Below are 14,620 nucleotides of genomic sequence, written 5' to 3' on the forward strand. Positions count from 1 at the left end.
GGCTTTACGCCGAATTCGATGTCCGATTTAGCCATCTATTGAAGCAGGCTTGGTTGCCGTTTCACTCGTACCCTGAACCGGTGCGGGGCTTCCTGTGTCTTTCCGGAGCGTCGGAAGAGCGTGCCGAAGTCACCCGTCAGTTACATCTCAAAAGGAGCATTGGATGGGGAGTCCGGACAAGGTATTGGAACAGCGAATCCTGCATGCCCAAATCGCCTTACAGGAATGGGCGATTGCGGCCGACCTGTGGCACGACAGCGGCTTTCAGTCTTATGCGGAGCGCGTCGATGGGGAGCTAGGTAAAAGACGCCGTTGTCTTCATCCTGCATAGCAGCTGCGACCTTGCACGACTTTTAGACGAAGACTAAGAGCCCAGGTTGCGAGAGCAATTCGCTGAGATTGCCGACACGCATGGTTTCTTCTACGACGATAACGATGGGTACTCCTTCAGTTTTTTTGCCAACAATGAGCCACTGCAGCGGGCCTACGACGAGTATTTCACTGGAAGTGGGTGTGCAGCTTGATCGTCGAGGATTTCGGCGACCTGTATGCCGAGCTGTATCAGTATTTCCATGCTCACCCCGACCGGTTGTATAACCTTCACCACCGCGAATTCGAAATCCTGCTCTATCGAATTTTTCAAAGTCTGGGCTTTGAGGCGGAGGTAGGCCCGGGTTCGGGAGATGGAGGTGTTGACGTCAAATTGCTTCAACGCGGCCCGCTGGGCGACACCCTCGCCTATGTACAAGCCAAGCGGTATTCGCCATCCCGCCCTATAGGCCTCGAAGCTGTCGCAGCGTTGAGGGGCGTTGTTGCCAACGATGGCGTTGATCGCGGAATATTTGTCACGACTTCTCGTTACCTTCCCAGCGCAGTGACCTTTGCGCATCGGTCATCCGGGGTGCTGGAGCTCAAGACGTCTACCGACGTTGCCCAGTGGTGTCATCAAGCCCAAGGAGGGGGCGTCCGGGACAAATCAATGTTGGTGTCCGACGCTAACTTGCTGTCGGTGCTGCGTGACGTCAATGCGGGCCATGGAAATCATGTTGTGCATGCGCATGGTAGATACAGCACCATTTCGAACGTCTTTGCCCTCGTCCTCAGGGAGACCCTGCATGCGGCATTACTCATGCGCCTTCCGAAGCAGATCACTGGGCAGGATGACCATGGTCTTGAAGGTCACGAAGTACCTGTCCTGAATGACCAGATACTCACGGTGAAAAACTTCGGAACCGTCTTTCGCGCGAAGCGAACGGTAGATGATCGGGGTCGTATTGCTTATTGGGACGGCAGGCATCATTTCGAAACCTGGGATCGCAGACCAACCTTCTTCAGCAACCTCGATTGATGCATGCTTCAGAGCACTCGCTGGGTCTGTCAGACACCCGACGGCCAACGTTACCCACTTGTTCGATAAGCTCGTAGGAAGAGAAACCAGACACCTGGTTTTGAAAACAAGCACGGTGTTGCAGTCAATAAACATGTGATCGGCAACCAGGTACCGGTAGAGGTTCGAGAACTTGACTGGGAACACCTAGTCCAGATGGTCGAACACCATTACGACGCCGGCCGCTCGATCCTGGTGCTTTACCGTAAACGCGACACCAAAAAAGACGCTGAGACAAAGCTAAGCCGCGTCATTGAGCGAGTGCGTGAAGACAAGCGAAGCAAGGAAATCAAGTTTTTGACCTACCACTCCTCGAAGGGCTTGCAGGCCGATGCGGTCTTTTTGCTGGGGGATTGTGAGGTCACCACCTCATCGCCTTCGAGAAACGATTTCTATGCCCAGGCTGGTATGGCGAATCCGGGCGAGCCCTGCGGTTACGACAGAGCACAGCAGCAGGAGGCGCTGCGAACAGCCTACGTCGCGATTACTCGGGCCATAACCTACTGCTATTGGTACATTTCCTGGGACGAAAAGGTACCTGCGTCGGAGAAGGCAAGCCGTTATATCAAGGTGGATCAGCCCTATTGGAATGTCGTGACCCCGCGTCCTGCGCCCCCTTCAGATGGGATCAAACGCAAAGCAGTCAAAGGGCGCTAGCAGGGCCCTTGTTCACCACCATCTAAGCATCTGAAGGCGACATACGGGAATACAGAAAAGAGCAGCGACTGGGCGGTCAGGAGGTTTGAGCGATATCCTCTTCTAGCTCCCGCACAGCCTTGCTGGCTTTGATTTCAAATCGACGCTCCACCTCTGCGTCACTCAGCTTAAGCGCATCATTGCCGAGCCACATGGTAAGTTTCTCGCGCTTCTGATTGATCGTGAGAGCATCGAGATTCGGGATGTAGCCATTATTAGCCTTCATGCCCCTCTGCAGCTCGTAGAAGGTCTTGATCAGAGACTTCGGATGGATCTCACCGCTTGGGCAAAAGCGGTCTCTGAGCTTCCTGACTGTGTGATTGATGGCACGCAACTGGGAGGTCGTGGTGATCTGACAGAAGTAGGCAGCCCAACCGAGGCGTTTGCCCTTGAATATGCAGCCAGTAATCCTCAGGTTGAGCTTCCACTGGCAGTAGGCCAGAGCTCGCTCCTTATCAGCTGGACGTCGGGCTGTTGCCATTTTGTGCCGGTATGCTGTGAAAATTTTGGCGATCGATGACTCAAATCTGAGAATGCTCTCGTGGCGAATGAGCACCTGGCTCCCCTCGATCTGGTACCCAAGAAAGCTAAAGGGGTCGGTTAGGCTTTCTACCTTGGACTTGGATCCCGGTTCAAAGCCATGCGGATTGAGCTTCAAGGCTTTCAATTCCGCGATGAGCTCATTAGCGGTTGAGCGCGCCACCCCTGCCGGTGCCAAGATCAGGATGTCGTCAACGTAACGCTTGTACCAAATCCCAGTCCGAGACTCGAAGAGAGTATCAATGCCTTGGAGCGCAATCTCTGCGAGCACATTGGAAATCGCAAGGCCTTGTGGAACGCCGACGGTAGGACGATCGGCTCCTTTACCTCCCCTGGATTCAGGCACCGTGGGCGTTGTGAGCGCGTCGGTAATCAGCTGTCTGAACTCGGGTTTCTGAATTTTTTTTCGCGTTGTGGCGGCGACCAGTTCGTGAGGAATGGATGGGTAGAAGCTTTTGAGATCAATTTTGGCGTATTCGGCATACACGCCGGAATTGAGCGCAGTTTTCAGGGAATCGATGACGGTCTGGGGGAGGGTGAGTTTCGCCATGGGGAAAACGTCAGATAGGCAATTGCACAACGCACGTAGGACGATTCTGTCTCTGGCGGTTGGAATGGATATCTGCCGAGGCGGCGACGAGGCCCCCTTGAGAATCAGTTTTTCCTTGTAGGCAGTGAAGCGATATTCACCCTGGTGAACCTTCTCAATGATGTGATCAAGCTCCGCGCTTAACTGTTTATCGAGGTTAGCCGGACGCATGCGGTCGAGGCCGATGGCCCCGGAGTTTTTGATTTTATCGGTGTAGATTTCCTGGAGACGCTTTCGGGTAAATACCTTTTTAAAGCTTCTCGCCGCGCTCATGGCTTGTTCCAGAAAGAATAGAGGCCTGCCAGTACCGGGAGTGCATAGAGCAACGCTGTGATCAGTAATCGCATCGTCAGCCAAAATACGGCAGCAAAGTATTCAAAGCCTGTGGGCATTCGAGTGGTGAGGCCGCTGGCAAAAACGCGTGCGATCCGATCATCGATTTCCCGATGATTTTCCGATTCAGCCAACAGTTCGTCATATCTGGTGACCTGTGCCGGCGTTGGCGCAGGGGATGTGGTGGTCGGTGAGCCATCAGGCAGTCCCCGATGGAGTTTCTGCAGCTCCAGATAGTTGGTGCGCATCAGCATTGCTCGGCCTCGAAAGTCGCGGTTCGCAACCGCAAGCGAAATGCCGAGCAAGGCAACCGAAAGAATCGTCGCCATGATGTCTGTGTCGGGGCCAAGGATAGTGCTGTGCCTGATGGTTAGCACCCCCAGCGCCGTGCTAAGGATCGCGTACCATACCAGCAAGAGTTGCGAGTGAAAGTCCAGCCACTCCAGGCGCTTGTGAGCCTGAATGCGTGCCTTGTAAGTGAACCAGACGCTGTCCTTTTTCACACACATCTCTCCATAGAAATTGGTGAAGGGGCGGGGGGATTTGAGTACCGTTGAACATCCCTTAGGGATCAGTGGGCCGAAACCCAACAGCCGAAGCTGTTAATTATCAGAACCGCCCTCGTTCGCACGAGAGGAAATACCCACCCCTTCGCGACTGATTCTACAGTGCCATTATGACGCGTGGAAGCCACCCAGTTACTCGACCTTTCTATTCCAGTGGTGTCCGATGGTTGACGTCGAAATCTCCAGCTGTGTCGCCACATCTTCCTGACTGAACCCCCTGGGCTTTTAGTGCCTGGACGGGCTGAATCGTTTCGACCCGTTTTTGGCGGTTTGCGGGTGCAGTGGCGGCTGCACATAGTCATTCAGATCTGAATCGAGGTACCTCAGTGAGAGGGGGCTAACGTCTACGTATGTCGGATGTCAGTGTTGTCAGCGGTAAGCTGGAAGTGGTCGGCCCATCGTCAAACAAGCCAGATGGCAGCGAATACACCTATCTGCGCATTGCCGAAAAAGACGGCAGCACCAAGCTCGTCAAAAAAGTCGGAGTAGGGCAGCTCATCGAGTCGTACATGCGACCGGGCATTGAGGGTGATTTTTACTTCGTGAAACTTGGTCGGCTGGGCTACATTCTTTTTGCAATCAAAAAGTCAGATGGCCAGAAAATCTATGAGGAGAATGGATTCAAGATGTGGATCGGCAAGATGCGGTTGAGCGCCGGTATGCTGGCCCTGCTCTTTATTCCGCTGAGCTTTGTGGGGCTGCTGATGGGTGGATGGCTGGGCATTATTGTCCCTGTAGGATTCATCTACGTGATGTGGAAACTTGCGGTGTCTTTCCCGAGAGTACTGAAGGAAAGCTTCCTTAAGTCCCAACTGACTCAGTTAGGATTCGGGAACTGACGTAGCGCAATTCGGAGCGTCTCGCGCCGCCGGCACCCCGATCCTTAAGCTGCGCCGGGTTGAGTTGTTCAATGGTCGCCAGGTTCACCAAGGCATGCCTGCTTTTGTGCGGGGTCGCTTCAAGATAAGCGGGCAGGGGATGTTCATTGACTGTTTCGCCGCCAATCACGGCCGGCGGGATTGCTCACCCAGGCTTTCTACTTTCCACATATCGCTCACCGTCGACCTCGGAATCCCGAGCTTCTCGATCGTGGCTTTCTGGCTCAGCCCTTGGCGTTTGCACTCTTGAACCGCAGCAAGTTTGTGCGCTCTCTCTTCAGCGCGCGAACTCTGCCCATCACCCTCGAAGTTGCGTAGCAGCTTCTCGATGCCTCCCAACTGCTCGAACTCATCGATCTCCCTTTGCGCCCGGACAAGCGCGTCAGCCGGCGAAATTCTGTCTCGGGCAGCAACGCAGAGCGCGAGAAGCGTAACCGGGTCGAGCTTGAGGGCGCGGGACAGCTCATCAAACTTGTTCAGGGTCGGTGAAGATTTCGCGTTTTCCATTAGCCAGAGGTGCTTACGATCACCTGCGTTCCCGAGATCTTGCTGAGAAAGGGCTCTGACCGATCGCGCAGCTTTTAGCGCCGCTGCTAAACCTTTGCTCAGTGACATCAGCATCCCTCGGAAAAGCGAGGATAGAGCCATGTTGATCAATCCGGAGCGACGGTATATATTCCCCGTCCGGATTATTCTGGGTCGGCGATCAATTTACTTGTGCTAGGTGACGCGCCCCCATGGATGACCGCGTTTCTCAGCGGCATGCCAATCAATATAGGTCTAAATCGAAGCTTAGCGGGGGGCCATGAAACTCTATATTTTGTCGGACTTGCATAATGAGTTTTCCCAGTTCACCCCACTCCCAACGGACGCCGACTTAGTCATCCTGGCCGGTGACATCGACATTCACGCCAGAGGGGTGACATGGGCGAACCAGACATTTTCGTGCCCTCTAATTTACGTATGTGGAAACCACGAATTTTACAAAGGCCACATTGACCGCACGCTCCAAAAAATGAGAGACGCTGCGGCACCTCACGTACACATTCTTGAAAACGAGGTTTTTGTTTGGCAGCAAATTCGTTTCCTCGGCACGACTGGGTGGACTGATTTCACCTCCACCGGGGACGTTGTAGCTGCCTCACGAACAGCTGCTGAGTGCATGAACGATTTCCGAGTCATTCGAGCAGATACTTCTTACCGTCGTCTTCGGCCAGATGATGTCTCAAGTCGAAATAAGGCGGCGTACGAATGGTTAAGCCAAGAGCTTGAAAAGCCTTTTGACGGTAAGACCGTGGTCATTACTCACCACGCGCCAACACCATCAGTTGCTGGCGATATGACTGATGGCCACCTAAATGCAGCCTATTCAAACCATTGGCCAAACCTGATAGAAAAGGCGGATATGTGGGTATTTGGACACACGCATCGAGCTGTTGATATCGAGCTCACCGGGTGCAGACTGATCTCAAATCCACGAGGTTATCCAGGGGAAGAAACTGGCTTTCAGGCTGGTTTTGAGGTGCAGATTTAATAACCTTTTCTGTGATTAATCGAAATGATCCGATGTATAGCAGGTACATGATCAAAACGTACGGAGCGACGCTTGCCGACTTCCGTTTTTCACGTCTGCCTACTGTGATATTGAACGCCAGAAAAGCCATACCAGACTACGACATCGTTGGGTTTCTAGCCTGTGCGCTTGAGCGGCCGCCCCGTATGACGGGTTTGATGTTTTGTGACCATAGGAATCGGTTTCCTGAAGGACTTCCTGCGCACACACCTCCCATCGAAAAGCGCTATTACCGCGATGGTTACCTGGTCGTCCAAGCCGAGGGCGGTGGGCTTTACGTGATAGCTCACTGGTGGTTTGAGAACGGCGCCATCGGCCCCTTTTGTTCGGTTCAATAATGCCTAGATATTTTAAGTTGTTAGAGACCCACCAGTCCCCGGTAGAGACGAAAGCGGTCGGTATGCCGGCAAGCGTCCAGCGTGCCATCAACACCAATTTTAAGGTGCCGATCACGGGCTACCTTTCTTGCGTAATCTCAGATGCTGCTATTGGATGTCTGGTAGGCATCGTTTTTCGGGAGAGCCGAGGACGATTCGAAGACGGTGCGACTATTCGTACTTCCACGCTGATCAGTTGTACCGATCATGGGGGCTACAAGCTATTTGAGACCATTGGCGGCAGCAGGTACGTGGTATGCGACTGGGCGCTGGAGGGCGGGAGTCCTCGATTTGAAGGCGTGCTTCATTAAATTTGTAGGCCGTTATTTGTTGAGGTTGGAGAGGAAAAACGGTGTCTTGGATGCCTAAACACAATGGGGATATTGATTGTGAAGTTACGGTTCAGATCAAAGCCTTAAAGACACTGACTGTAGTTGATGGTGCGTTTCGATTGATCCATCAGAAGTACTTAATCAGCCGAGCTATTTGGATCAGCGTGCTCCCCTTGCCGCTATGGTGCGCAACTCGCAGCAACAGGCCCGTGAAGCGATGCTGAACAGGGATGCAGTTGATTTAATGAGTACAGAAGCACTCGTCAAAAACTATCTCATTGACTCTTATGCAGTCGTGCCGCGACGGTGTTTACGGTAAGCAAGCGGAAGCTGATTTGCGTTACTTTTTCGTGAAGAAGGATGCACAGTTATGACTAGTGAATTGCAGGAAGTGACGGAATTATTGTTCGGTGCTGGTGAGCCTGCTTTAGGTTTTGAAGACGATCAAGTACAGGCGGAAGCCGAAGCAATCCTCCGCTCCTTCGGGAAAGCTTATTGTTTGGTGAAAAACTGGATACTCATAGAGGTCGAAGTTTCTGACGATTATCGTGATGCGCTGGAGGCCGATGGATTCTCGCCTCACGTCTTATACGCGGCAAATGTAGTCCTTCACAGTGCAGGTAAACGATCATCAGGAGACTGGGTACGCAGCACTTTTCAACGTGCTTTCTCACTGGGGTACGTGTTCGAAACGCGGAACACGATCTACTTGCTTATGGGCGCCGGCCTGCAAAAGAAGGCAAGTCCTAAAACGGTCTTGGCGATAGTCGAGTGAGCGTGTTGAGTGACCTCAACACGACGTCAATCACCACAAGCTTTCATGGCGGAAATCACTGTTTTTGCGAACCAATAGGAAAGATTTTGGAAGATGAATTAATAGGCGAGCTTTTATTCGGGCCAGCTTGGATATTGAGCGGTTCAGCGCTCAGTGACGAACAGCTCATACGGGCGACGTCTGAAACTTTTCCGGGTCGATCATTCTGCATTGTGAAAGTTTGGATGCTCATCGACGTCATGCTAACTGACCGGCACGCTCAGTTAGTTAAAAATGACGGACTGATCTCAACAGTGCTTTATGCCAATACAATTATCTACGCGGTTGATGCGCAGGGTGATACATCGCATGGCGTTCTATCGGGTTTTCAGCGCAGTCACGAAGACTGCTTTTTTGAGACAGAGGACATGATTTATATCCTCGGGGGACGTGGGGCCCGGAAACAGGCCGGTGTTGCTGAAGTTTTTGCTCTGGCACAGAAGTGCGGGGCTGAACTCTGGAGAGGTTATGACTGACGATCTATTACCGATATTGCGAAAACGCTATCCTGCGATTTTGGGCGACCCGCTGCTTCGTGAAATTGGTTGTTTGCCAGGTTGGTCGCCACTTCTGGATGACCTCTGCAAGGCGCTCCAAGGTCATCGCGATGCGCATCCCGAGCTTCCGGCGGTCAGGGTGGTACGCATAAAGGAAAAATGGGGCGAGCTCCGATTCATTTACGGTGGTGGGGACAAGGTTTGCCGGGAACAGGTGGACAAAGCCGTCGAGTCCTCATTGATGATCTGCGAGGTTTGCGGTGAGACCGGAGAGTTGATTGGTGAGCGATGGTTTAGCGTACTTTGTCCCGCTCACATCACGTGGTCTCCTGACCCTGCTGGAGCCGCCGCAGCGACTGCCGCCGAAAGAAACGCCGCGTTATTGTCGGACAAGGGCATAACCAACTTAGGCATCGCTATTTCCCCTAGGGCTCTGAGACTTGACGGGCCGAGTCCCTAGCCCGAAGCCTGTAATTGTTTGAGGCGGGCACAGTTGGGCCTCTCAACACAGAGTGTGGCTGGACGTCCAGAGGCTGCCTATCTAAGCGCTGAGCCACTGTTCGACTTTGTCACGGGTCGGGATGCCCCCTGAGTGAACCACCTTTCCATCAATCACGACGCTGGGCGTGGACATTACCCCGTAGCTGACGATCTGTTGCATGTCTTCGATTTTTTCCAGCTTTACGGGGACGCCTTTCGCACTCGCCACCTGTTCGATGATAGCTACTGTCGATTTGCATTTTGCACAACCGGTGCCCAGAACCTTGATGTCTTTCATAAAAACCTCGGTAGGTGGATTACAACGCGAAGTTGAAGACGTAACCAACGATGAGAATGCCGGCGGCTACGACTCCAATGAAGGTGGCTATCAGGCGAACTTTCAGCACCTTGCGCAAGATCACCATCTCCGGAAGGGATAGAGCGATGACACTCATCATGAAGGCCAGTACGGTGCCCAGCGCCGCCCCCTTTGCGAGCAGTGCCTGCACAATAGGAATGATGCCTGCCGCATTGGTATACATGGGGATGCCGATAAGAACCGCGAGCGGAACCGACCACCAGGCGTCTTTGCCCATAAAACTGGCCATGAAATCCTCTGGCACATACCCGTGAATGCCTGCGCCAATAGCGATACCGGCAAGGATGTAAGGCCATACTTTCCCAACGATTTCACGCACGCTACTAAGCCCGGAATTTGTTCGCTCATGCAGCGGCATACTCGTGTCCCCAACAGTTGCCTGGATCTTGGGCATATTACGAACCCAGTCTTCCAGATAGGCCTCCATTTTCAGGCGCCCAATGACCCAACCAGCAACAATCGCAATAAACAAACCCAAACTGAGGTACAGCAACGCAACTTTCCAGCCGAATAGGCCAAGCAGCAGTGTCAGCGCTACCTCATTCACCATGGGCGCAGAAATGAGAAAAGAGAAAGTCACCCCTAGTGGCACCCCGGCTTGAACAAAACCTATAAATAGAGGAACGGCTGAGCAGGAGCAAAATGGGGTAAACACACCGAGAGAGGCCGCCATGACATTGGCCATCCCTTCGCTTCGCCCTGCCAACATTGCGCGGGTGCGCTCAGGTGTGAAGTGGGAGTTGAGCATGCCCATCAAGAACACGATGCCGGTCAACAGCATCAGCACTTTGGGCGTGTCGTAGAAAAAAAACTGTAAGGCGCCTCCAAGGTGGCTATTACGATCAACAGGAAGCGCTGCGACCAAAGCCTCTGAAACAGGAATCAGGGCTTCATACAATCCGAACCAGACAAGCGCTGCTACCGCTAAAAACATGCGGGGATTCCGCTCAGGCCAGCGCACGATCATTTCGTTCATGTCCACTGCTCCTAAGGTATAGAGGCACTAGGCAACGGACTGCTCGGCGAGAAAGGCTGCGATCTCATTGACTGTGCTGCGTGCTGTGCGTGTTACACCGATCAAGGTGGCAGAAGCCGAACCTGTCCACTCGCCATAGCCGACCAGCCATAGTCTAGGCTCTTGGATCGAGTGAGAGCCTTCGACCTCAACGCGGCCTTCGGTGTTGATCACCCCCAGCGTATCCAGATGCTGAAGTGCTGGCCTGAATCCGGTACACCAAATTACCGCGTCCACTGCAGATTCGGAACCATCGGCCCAAATCACGCCATCGCGAGTGAAATGTTCAAAAGGGCGTACAGACTTGAGAACTTCACGCTCACGGGCTTCTACAACTGGCGGCACCATGACAATGTCTCCCAACCCGCCGACGGGCTGGTCAATGACACGCCCCTCCTGCTGAGCTTTCAAGCGCTGAGTGGCGCGCTCAAATAGTACCCGTCCATCCACTTCGTCAGGCAAAAAGACCGGCTCAGTAGGGGTTACCCAAGTGGTCTCGGCGACCTTGGATACTTCTGCCAAAATCTGCGCTCCTGAATTACCACCACCCACCACCAAAACCTTCTTGCCAGCAAACGCTTGTGCTTCGACATAGTTCGCGGAGTGCAATTGCCGCCCGGCGAATTGCTCGGCATTCGGGTAATGAGGGATGTAGGGATTGCTCCAGGTGCCGGTAGCGCTAATTACAACCTTGGCATCCCAATACCTGTCGTCAGAACGTACTCGTAAGTCAGACTCTATACGTTCCACAGAAACGACCCGAACCGGGCGCTCAACCGGAAATTGGTAGCGCTGCTCATATTGGTTGAGGTAATCGACCACATGATTTCGTGTGGGGTAACCCTCTTGCGCGGGCGGCATCATCCAGCCGGGGATCGAACTCCAAGTGGACGGGGAGAATAAACGCAGCGAGTTCCAGCCATGCCGCCAGGCACCACCGGGCTCTTCCTCCGCATCGAGGATGACGAATGAAAGTTGAGCTCGGCGTAGGAAATACGCTACTGCCAAGGCTGACTGCCCCCCGCCGATAATGACTACGTCTAGCTGGCCACTCAGTGAATGAGTCATGTGGGGGAAACCTTAGATCGGTGCTGGGCGTTAGTAAGTTTATCGACTCAGCTTTGACTCTTACTGATCTAGCGCATATTGAGAGGGAATTGACTGTCACCGTTTCAATGCTTCGAGTGGCTCCTTTGGCTCCTTTGGCTGATTTTGTTGAAAAACTTGTCGATGGTCTCGACTACAAAAAAAGCTCGCACGAGATGAAATCTGAACTTGGTATAGAAGAAAGCCAGCTCAAATTTCACGTAGCAACGCGTAAAGTAGACGTTTTTCAAGCTCAGTGCAGGTTGAGCCAAGCCGCTCGGACTTTTTCAACAGAATTGAGCCATAGCTGCCAGGTGTCACTTTCTTTTTTTGATAGTTCGGAAAAATTGGATTTGGGCCGGGTAGTGCTTCTGCGGTCACACGATCAATGCCAGTCGCGTAGACATAGCATGCACTGCCTCGTTTTCCGTGTCCTCAATTGGTCTCCGTAGGTCAGGGTTTGATAGTCAAATGATTGCCTTCGACTTTAAGACACCCATCGTTCTGCATGCGCCTCAAAGCCCTGTATAGAGCTTCGTGAGTCAAGCCCAGATCTTTTGCCCAAGACTTGCGCGACTGACTGAGCGTAACGGCGCCATCGCTGCCTTCGGATTCAATGTAATGGGTGATACGGTCAGTTGCGCTATGCAGGCACAGCCTTTCGCATTGAGCGCGTAGCTTTTGGATTTCCTTGGATAGTTCTGATTGCCAGGCTCTGCGAAATGCAGGCACATCATCCAAGGCCGCGCGAAACGCTACGACCGGAAACAACAGCAAAGTAGTGGATTCGGTAGCTATAGCGTCACAGTGGTAGGCGCGGCTGTCGATACTGGCTTCCGCAATGAAGCCTCCACGTGAGTGTTGCAAGACCACTTCGAGGCCATTACGGCCTAGCCGAACCAGGCGCGCTTCGCCCGAGATCACAAGATAAACATGACGAATCGGATCTCCAATCAGAAAGAGTATCTCGCGAGTATCGGTATCCACCTGCCTGGCCGACACACGCAGTGTCTCTGGGATGAGGGCCGCTGATGGTTGGGCGGCGATCAAAGCCGGCCAGTCCAATGCATCATTTACATTCTTCATATGATTAGGACCATACCCATGGAAGGTCGTCACATCATAAGATTGATGTAACGTCAATTTCGGAAAAAAATCATGCGCATAATCGCTATTACTTTGGGCGTTATTGTTGCTTTCGCCGGAAGCGCTGATGCCCAAATTATGGATCACTCTGAAATGAACCATGCCGCTCATATGACGGCGATGGCCGACGCGCAGCGTAAATCAGAAGTATCCCAACGCGGCGAAGAGGTAATGCCATTTAGCCTAGCAGCAACGACCCACATCTTTACAAAAAACGCCGAAGGTGGGGTGCAGCAAGTTGTGGCCAAGAAGTCCACTGACGCCGACCAAGTGAAGTTAATTCGCCAGCACCTGCAAGAGATCCGCAAGCAGTTTCTGGATGGCGACTTCTCAGGCCCTTCCCGAATCCATGGTGACGACATGCCAGGCCTCGCCGATCTAAAAAACGCCAAACCAGGACAAATCTCCATCGTTTACCAGGATGTTGAAAGCGGCGCAGAGCTGATCTACAAAACGTCGGATGCCAGCTTGGTGTCGGCATTGCACAAGTGGTTTGACGCCCAACTCTCCGACCATGGTAAGGATGCTATGGAAGGACATTCCAAGTAGACGATAAAGCCCGACGGAATTTAAAAGACCGTCAAAGCACGACACTCAGCAGCCATCCGGCTACACCACCGACCACAACCAACCATGGCGGTTGCTTCCAAAACATCAGAGCGACTAGGCACTAATATCCTCGACGCCGAGTTAGGTTTGAACACCTACGACCTGTGGCACGACAGGGCGGTATTCCATTTTCTAACCAGCGCACAAGAGCGCCGAGCTTACGTCCGGGCTGTACTTCAGGCGGTCAAGCCTGGCGGTCTGGTTATAGTGGCAACTTTCGCGGAGGACGGGCCCAGCAAATGCAGCGGGTTACCGGTTATGCGCTACGACGCAAAGGAGCTTCACGCGGAGTTTGGTGAGCCGGTTGTACTGCTTGGACATGAAAAGGAGTCGCACCATACGCCTTGTGGCACAGAAGTTCGTTTACTGTTTTTACCGCAAGCTAGCCTGATGACCATGCGGTTTGGATGATCGTTTTATGATGAGGAAGATGGTCTCATAGCCAGCGGCGAACCTTCGCTTGATAGGCCAAGAAGTCAGCTCCAAACAAGGCGGTCAACGCACGCTCCTCGGGGGTGATCTGGAACCGGTTCATGTACAAGATAAATCCCAGTACCCCGAGCAACAAAAGCGGCGATGCAAGATAAAAGGCCCAGGCAGTGAGAAACATAGCAAAGCCGACGTACATCGGGTTGCGTGAATATCGATAGATCCCTGTGCTTACGAGCGCTGATGCTGTTTCAGGCTTCAACGGATTGACAGTTGTCTTCGCTCGCCGAAAAGACACCGCTCCTGAAAGATCAAAGAAGCCTCCCGTACAGAACACGAGCAAAGCCAACATCACTCGCATCGAATGTGCCACGTCGATGCTTGGAAGATAGGCTGAACCACCCCACATCAGCACCCCAAACAGGACTGCAACAATGGGCGGAGGAATCTTGTTTTCCAATGTACTCATAGAAACCACCTTAAATTTGCAGGAGTAAGCTGAGCATACAGGTTACGACCTAGAGACAAGCAAGGCAGCAAATGTGACCTTGATTTATTCGGGGGGCTTAAGCGTTGGGGTCAGGAAGGGGTGTTGCCCGGACGGTTACTGTAATCGCATCCAAGGCATCAGATTAGATGGCTATTTAGGTGTCAAATGCGACAATATGCATGCCATATACGACAATATGCGCTCGCCCCCCTTAATAAAAAACTTTTGAGACGGAGTTCTTATATTTGAGACCAAAGAAAAAGCGAGGTAAGCAGTCGCTCCGTTTTCTTGAGCGATACCACCGATTCTGTCTTCGCTTTTTGTCTTTGATTCTGCTTCGCCTCTGACGATTTTCAGCGCGGATACGGTGTTGGAAACACCCGTAGGACACAGGGAAGTCGCGC

General features: G+C 52.8%; 16 protein-coding genes and 1 pseudogene. 9 read left to right on the top strand and 8 right to left on the bottom strand.

Going from position 1 to position 14,620, the window contains the following annotated elements:
- Window positions 1-520 precede the first annotated feature (520 nt).
- Together RHM55_RS22745 and RHM55_RS22750 are read left to right on the top strand one after the other, a co-directional pair.
- The gene (locus RHM55_RS22745) at window positions 521-1,348 is read left to right on the top strand and encodes a restriction endonuclease (RefSeq protein ID WP_322178434.1); all 828 of its coding nucleotides are present in this window, start codon (window positions 521-523) and stop codon (window positions 1,346-1,348) included.
- A 195-nt stretch (window positions 1,349-1,543) separates the two neighbouring features.
- Window positions 1,544-2,044 (top strand): 3'-5' exonuclease, encoded by a 501-nt coding sequence (locus RHM55_RS22750; protein WP_322178435.1) that lies wholly within the window; start codon window positions 1,544-1,546, stop codon window positions 2,042-2,044.
- A gap of 76 nt (window positions 2,045-2,120) precedes the next feature.
- On the opposite strand, the gene RHM55_RS22755 is transcribed toward RHM55_RS22750, so the two are convergent.
- Both RHM55_RS22755 and RHM55_RS22760 read right to left on the bottom strand, forming a co-directional pair.
- Window positions 2,121-3,485 carry a reverse transcriptase domain-containing protein gene (locus RHM55_RS22755; RefSeq protein WP_322178436.1) on the bottom strand — a complete coding sequence of 455 codons (1,365 nt, stop codon included), beginning with the start codon at window positions 3,483-3,485 and terminating at the stop codon, window positions 2,121-2,123.
- Complete coding sequence (locus tag RHM55_RS22760) at window positions 3,482-4,048, bottom strand: SLATT domain-containing protein (RefSeq protein WP_322178437.1); 567 nt, start codon at window positions 4,046-4,048, stop codon at window positions 3,482-3,484. Before RHM55_RS22760 ends, RHM55_RS22755 begins: the two co-directional genes overlap by 4 nt.
- 413 nt (window positions 4,049-4,461) lie before the next feature.
- Between RHM55_RS22760 and RHM55_RS22765 the strand changes: the two genes are divergently transcribed.
- Entirely contained in the window at window positions 4,462-4,950 is a 489-nt protein-coding gene (locus RHM55_RS22765) for a hypothetical protein (protein WP_322178438.1), read from the top strand.
- Between the two features lie 165 nt (window positions 4,951-5,115).
- Here the strand turns inward: RHM55_RS22765 and RHM55_RS22770 are convergent, their stop codons facing one another.
- Entirely contained in the window at window positions 5,116-5,637 is a 522-nt protein-coding gene (locus tag RHM55_RS22770; protein ID WP_322178439.1) for an XRE family transcriptional regulator, read from the bottom strand.
- Window positions 5,638-5,794: 157 nt separating this feature from the next.
- On the opposite strand from RHM55_RS22770, the gene RHM55_RS22775 reads away from it, so the two are divergent.
- The 4 genes from RHM55_RS22775 to RHM55_RS22790 all read left to right on the top strand — a co-directional run bounded on the left by RHM55_RS22775 (window position 5,795) and on the right by RHM55_RS22790 (window position 9,042).
- Window positions 5,795-6,523 (top strand): metallophosphoesterase, encoded by a 729-nt coding sequence (locus RHM55_RS22775; protein ID WP_322178440.1) that lies wholly within the window; start codon window positions 5,795-5,797, stop codon window positions 6,521-6,523.
- Window positions 6,524-7,641: 1,118 nt separating this feature from the next.
- A complete protein-coding gene (locus tag RHM55_RS22780) occupies window positions 7,642-8,046 on the top strand; it encodes a DUF6957 family protein (protein WP_322178441.1) in 405 nt (134 codons plus the stop codon).
- A gap of 5 nt (window positions 8,047-8,051) precedes the next feature.
- Window positions 8,052-8,561 (top strand): DUF6957 family protein, encoded by a 510-nt coding sequence (locus RHM55_RS22785; RefSeq protein ID WP_322178442.1) that lies wholly within the window; start codon window positions 8,052-8,054, stop codon window positions 8,559-8,561.
- Window positions 8,554-9,042 (top strand): hypothetical protein, encoded by a 489-nt coding sequence (locus tag RHM55_RS22790; RefSeq protein WP_322178443.1) that lies wholly within the window; start codon window positions 8,554-8,556, stop codon window positions 9,040-9,042. The genes RHM55_RS22785 and RHM55_RS22790 overlap by 8 nt, the downstream gene beginning before the upstream one ends.
- A gap of 81 nt (window positions 9,043-9,123) precedes the next feature.
- Here the strand turns inward: RHM55_RS22790 and RHM55_RS22795 are convergent, their stop codons facing one another.
- The 4 genes from RHM55_RS22795 to RHM55_RS22810 all read right to left on the bottom strand — a co-directional run bounded on the left by RHM55_RS22795 (window position 9,124) and on the right by RHM55_RS22810 (window position 12,790).
- A complete protein-coding gene (locus RHM55_RS22795) occupies window positions 9,124-9,360 on the bottom strand; it encodes a thioredoxin family protein (RefSeq protein WP_322178444.1) in 237 nt (78 codons plus the stop codon).
- 19 nt (window positions 9,361-9,379) lie between these two features.
- On the bottom strand, window positions 9,380-10,417 hold the full coding sequence (locus RHM55_RS22800) for a permease (protein ID WP_322178445.1): 1,038 nt from the start codon (window positions 10,415-10,417) through the stop codon (window positions 9,380-9,382).
- Window positions 10,418-10,444: 27 nt separating this feature from the next.
- Window positions 10,445-11,524, bottom strand: a complete 1,080-nt coding sequence (locus RHM55_RS22805; protein ID WP_322178446.1) for an ArsO family NAD(P)H-dependent flavin-containing monooxygenase — start codon at window positions 11,522-11,524, stop codon at window positions 10,445-10,447.
- Between the two features lie 471 nt (window positions 11,525-11,995).
- Window positions 11,996-12,790, bottom strand: coding sequence for a Crp/Fnr family transcriptional regulator (locus RHM55_RS22810; RefSeq protein ID WP_322178447.1), 795 nt, complete (start codon window positions 12,788-12,790; stop codon window positions 11,996-11,998).
- Here RHM55_RS22810 and RHM55_RS22815 point away from each other — a divergent pair.
- Entirely contained in the window at window positions 12,782-13,237 is a 456-nt protein-coding gene (locus RHM55_RS22815; protein ID WP_322178448.1) for an aspartate carbamoyltransferase, read from the top strand. The genes RHM55_RS22810 and RHM55_RS22815 overlap by 9 nt on opposite strands.
- A 147-nt stretch (window positions 13,238-13,384) precedes the next feature.
- Window positions 13,385-13,688: pseudogene (locus RHM55_RS22820) on the top strand (SAM-dependent methyltransferase); the annotation flags it as partial.
- Window positions 13,689-13,733: 45 nt separating this feature from the next.
- Here RHM55_RS22820 and RHM55_RS22825 read toward each other — a convergent pair.
- Window positions 13,734-14,195, bottom strand: a complete 462-nt coding sequence (locus tag RHM55_RS22825) for an isoprenylcysteine carboxylmethyltransferase family protein (RefSeq protein ID WP_322178449.1) — start codon at window positions 14,193-14,195, stop codon at window positions 13,734-13,736.
- Between the last annotated feature and the right edge of the window lie 425 nt (window positions 14,196-14,620).

The sequence above is a fragment of the Pseudomonas sp. MH9.2 genome (genome assembly GCF_034353875.1).
In the GTDB taxonomy this organism is placed as follows: Bacteria; Pseudomonadota; Gammaproteobacteria; order Pseudomonadales; family Pseudomonadaceae; genus Aquipseudomonas.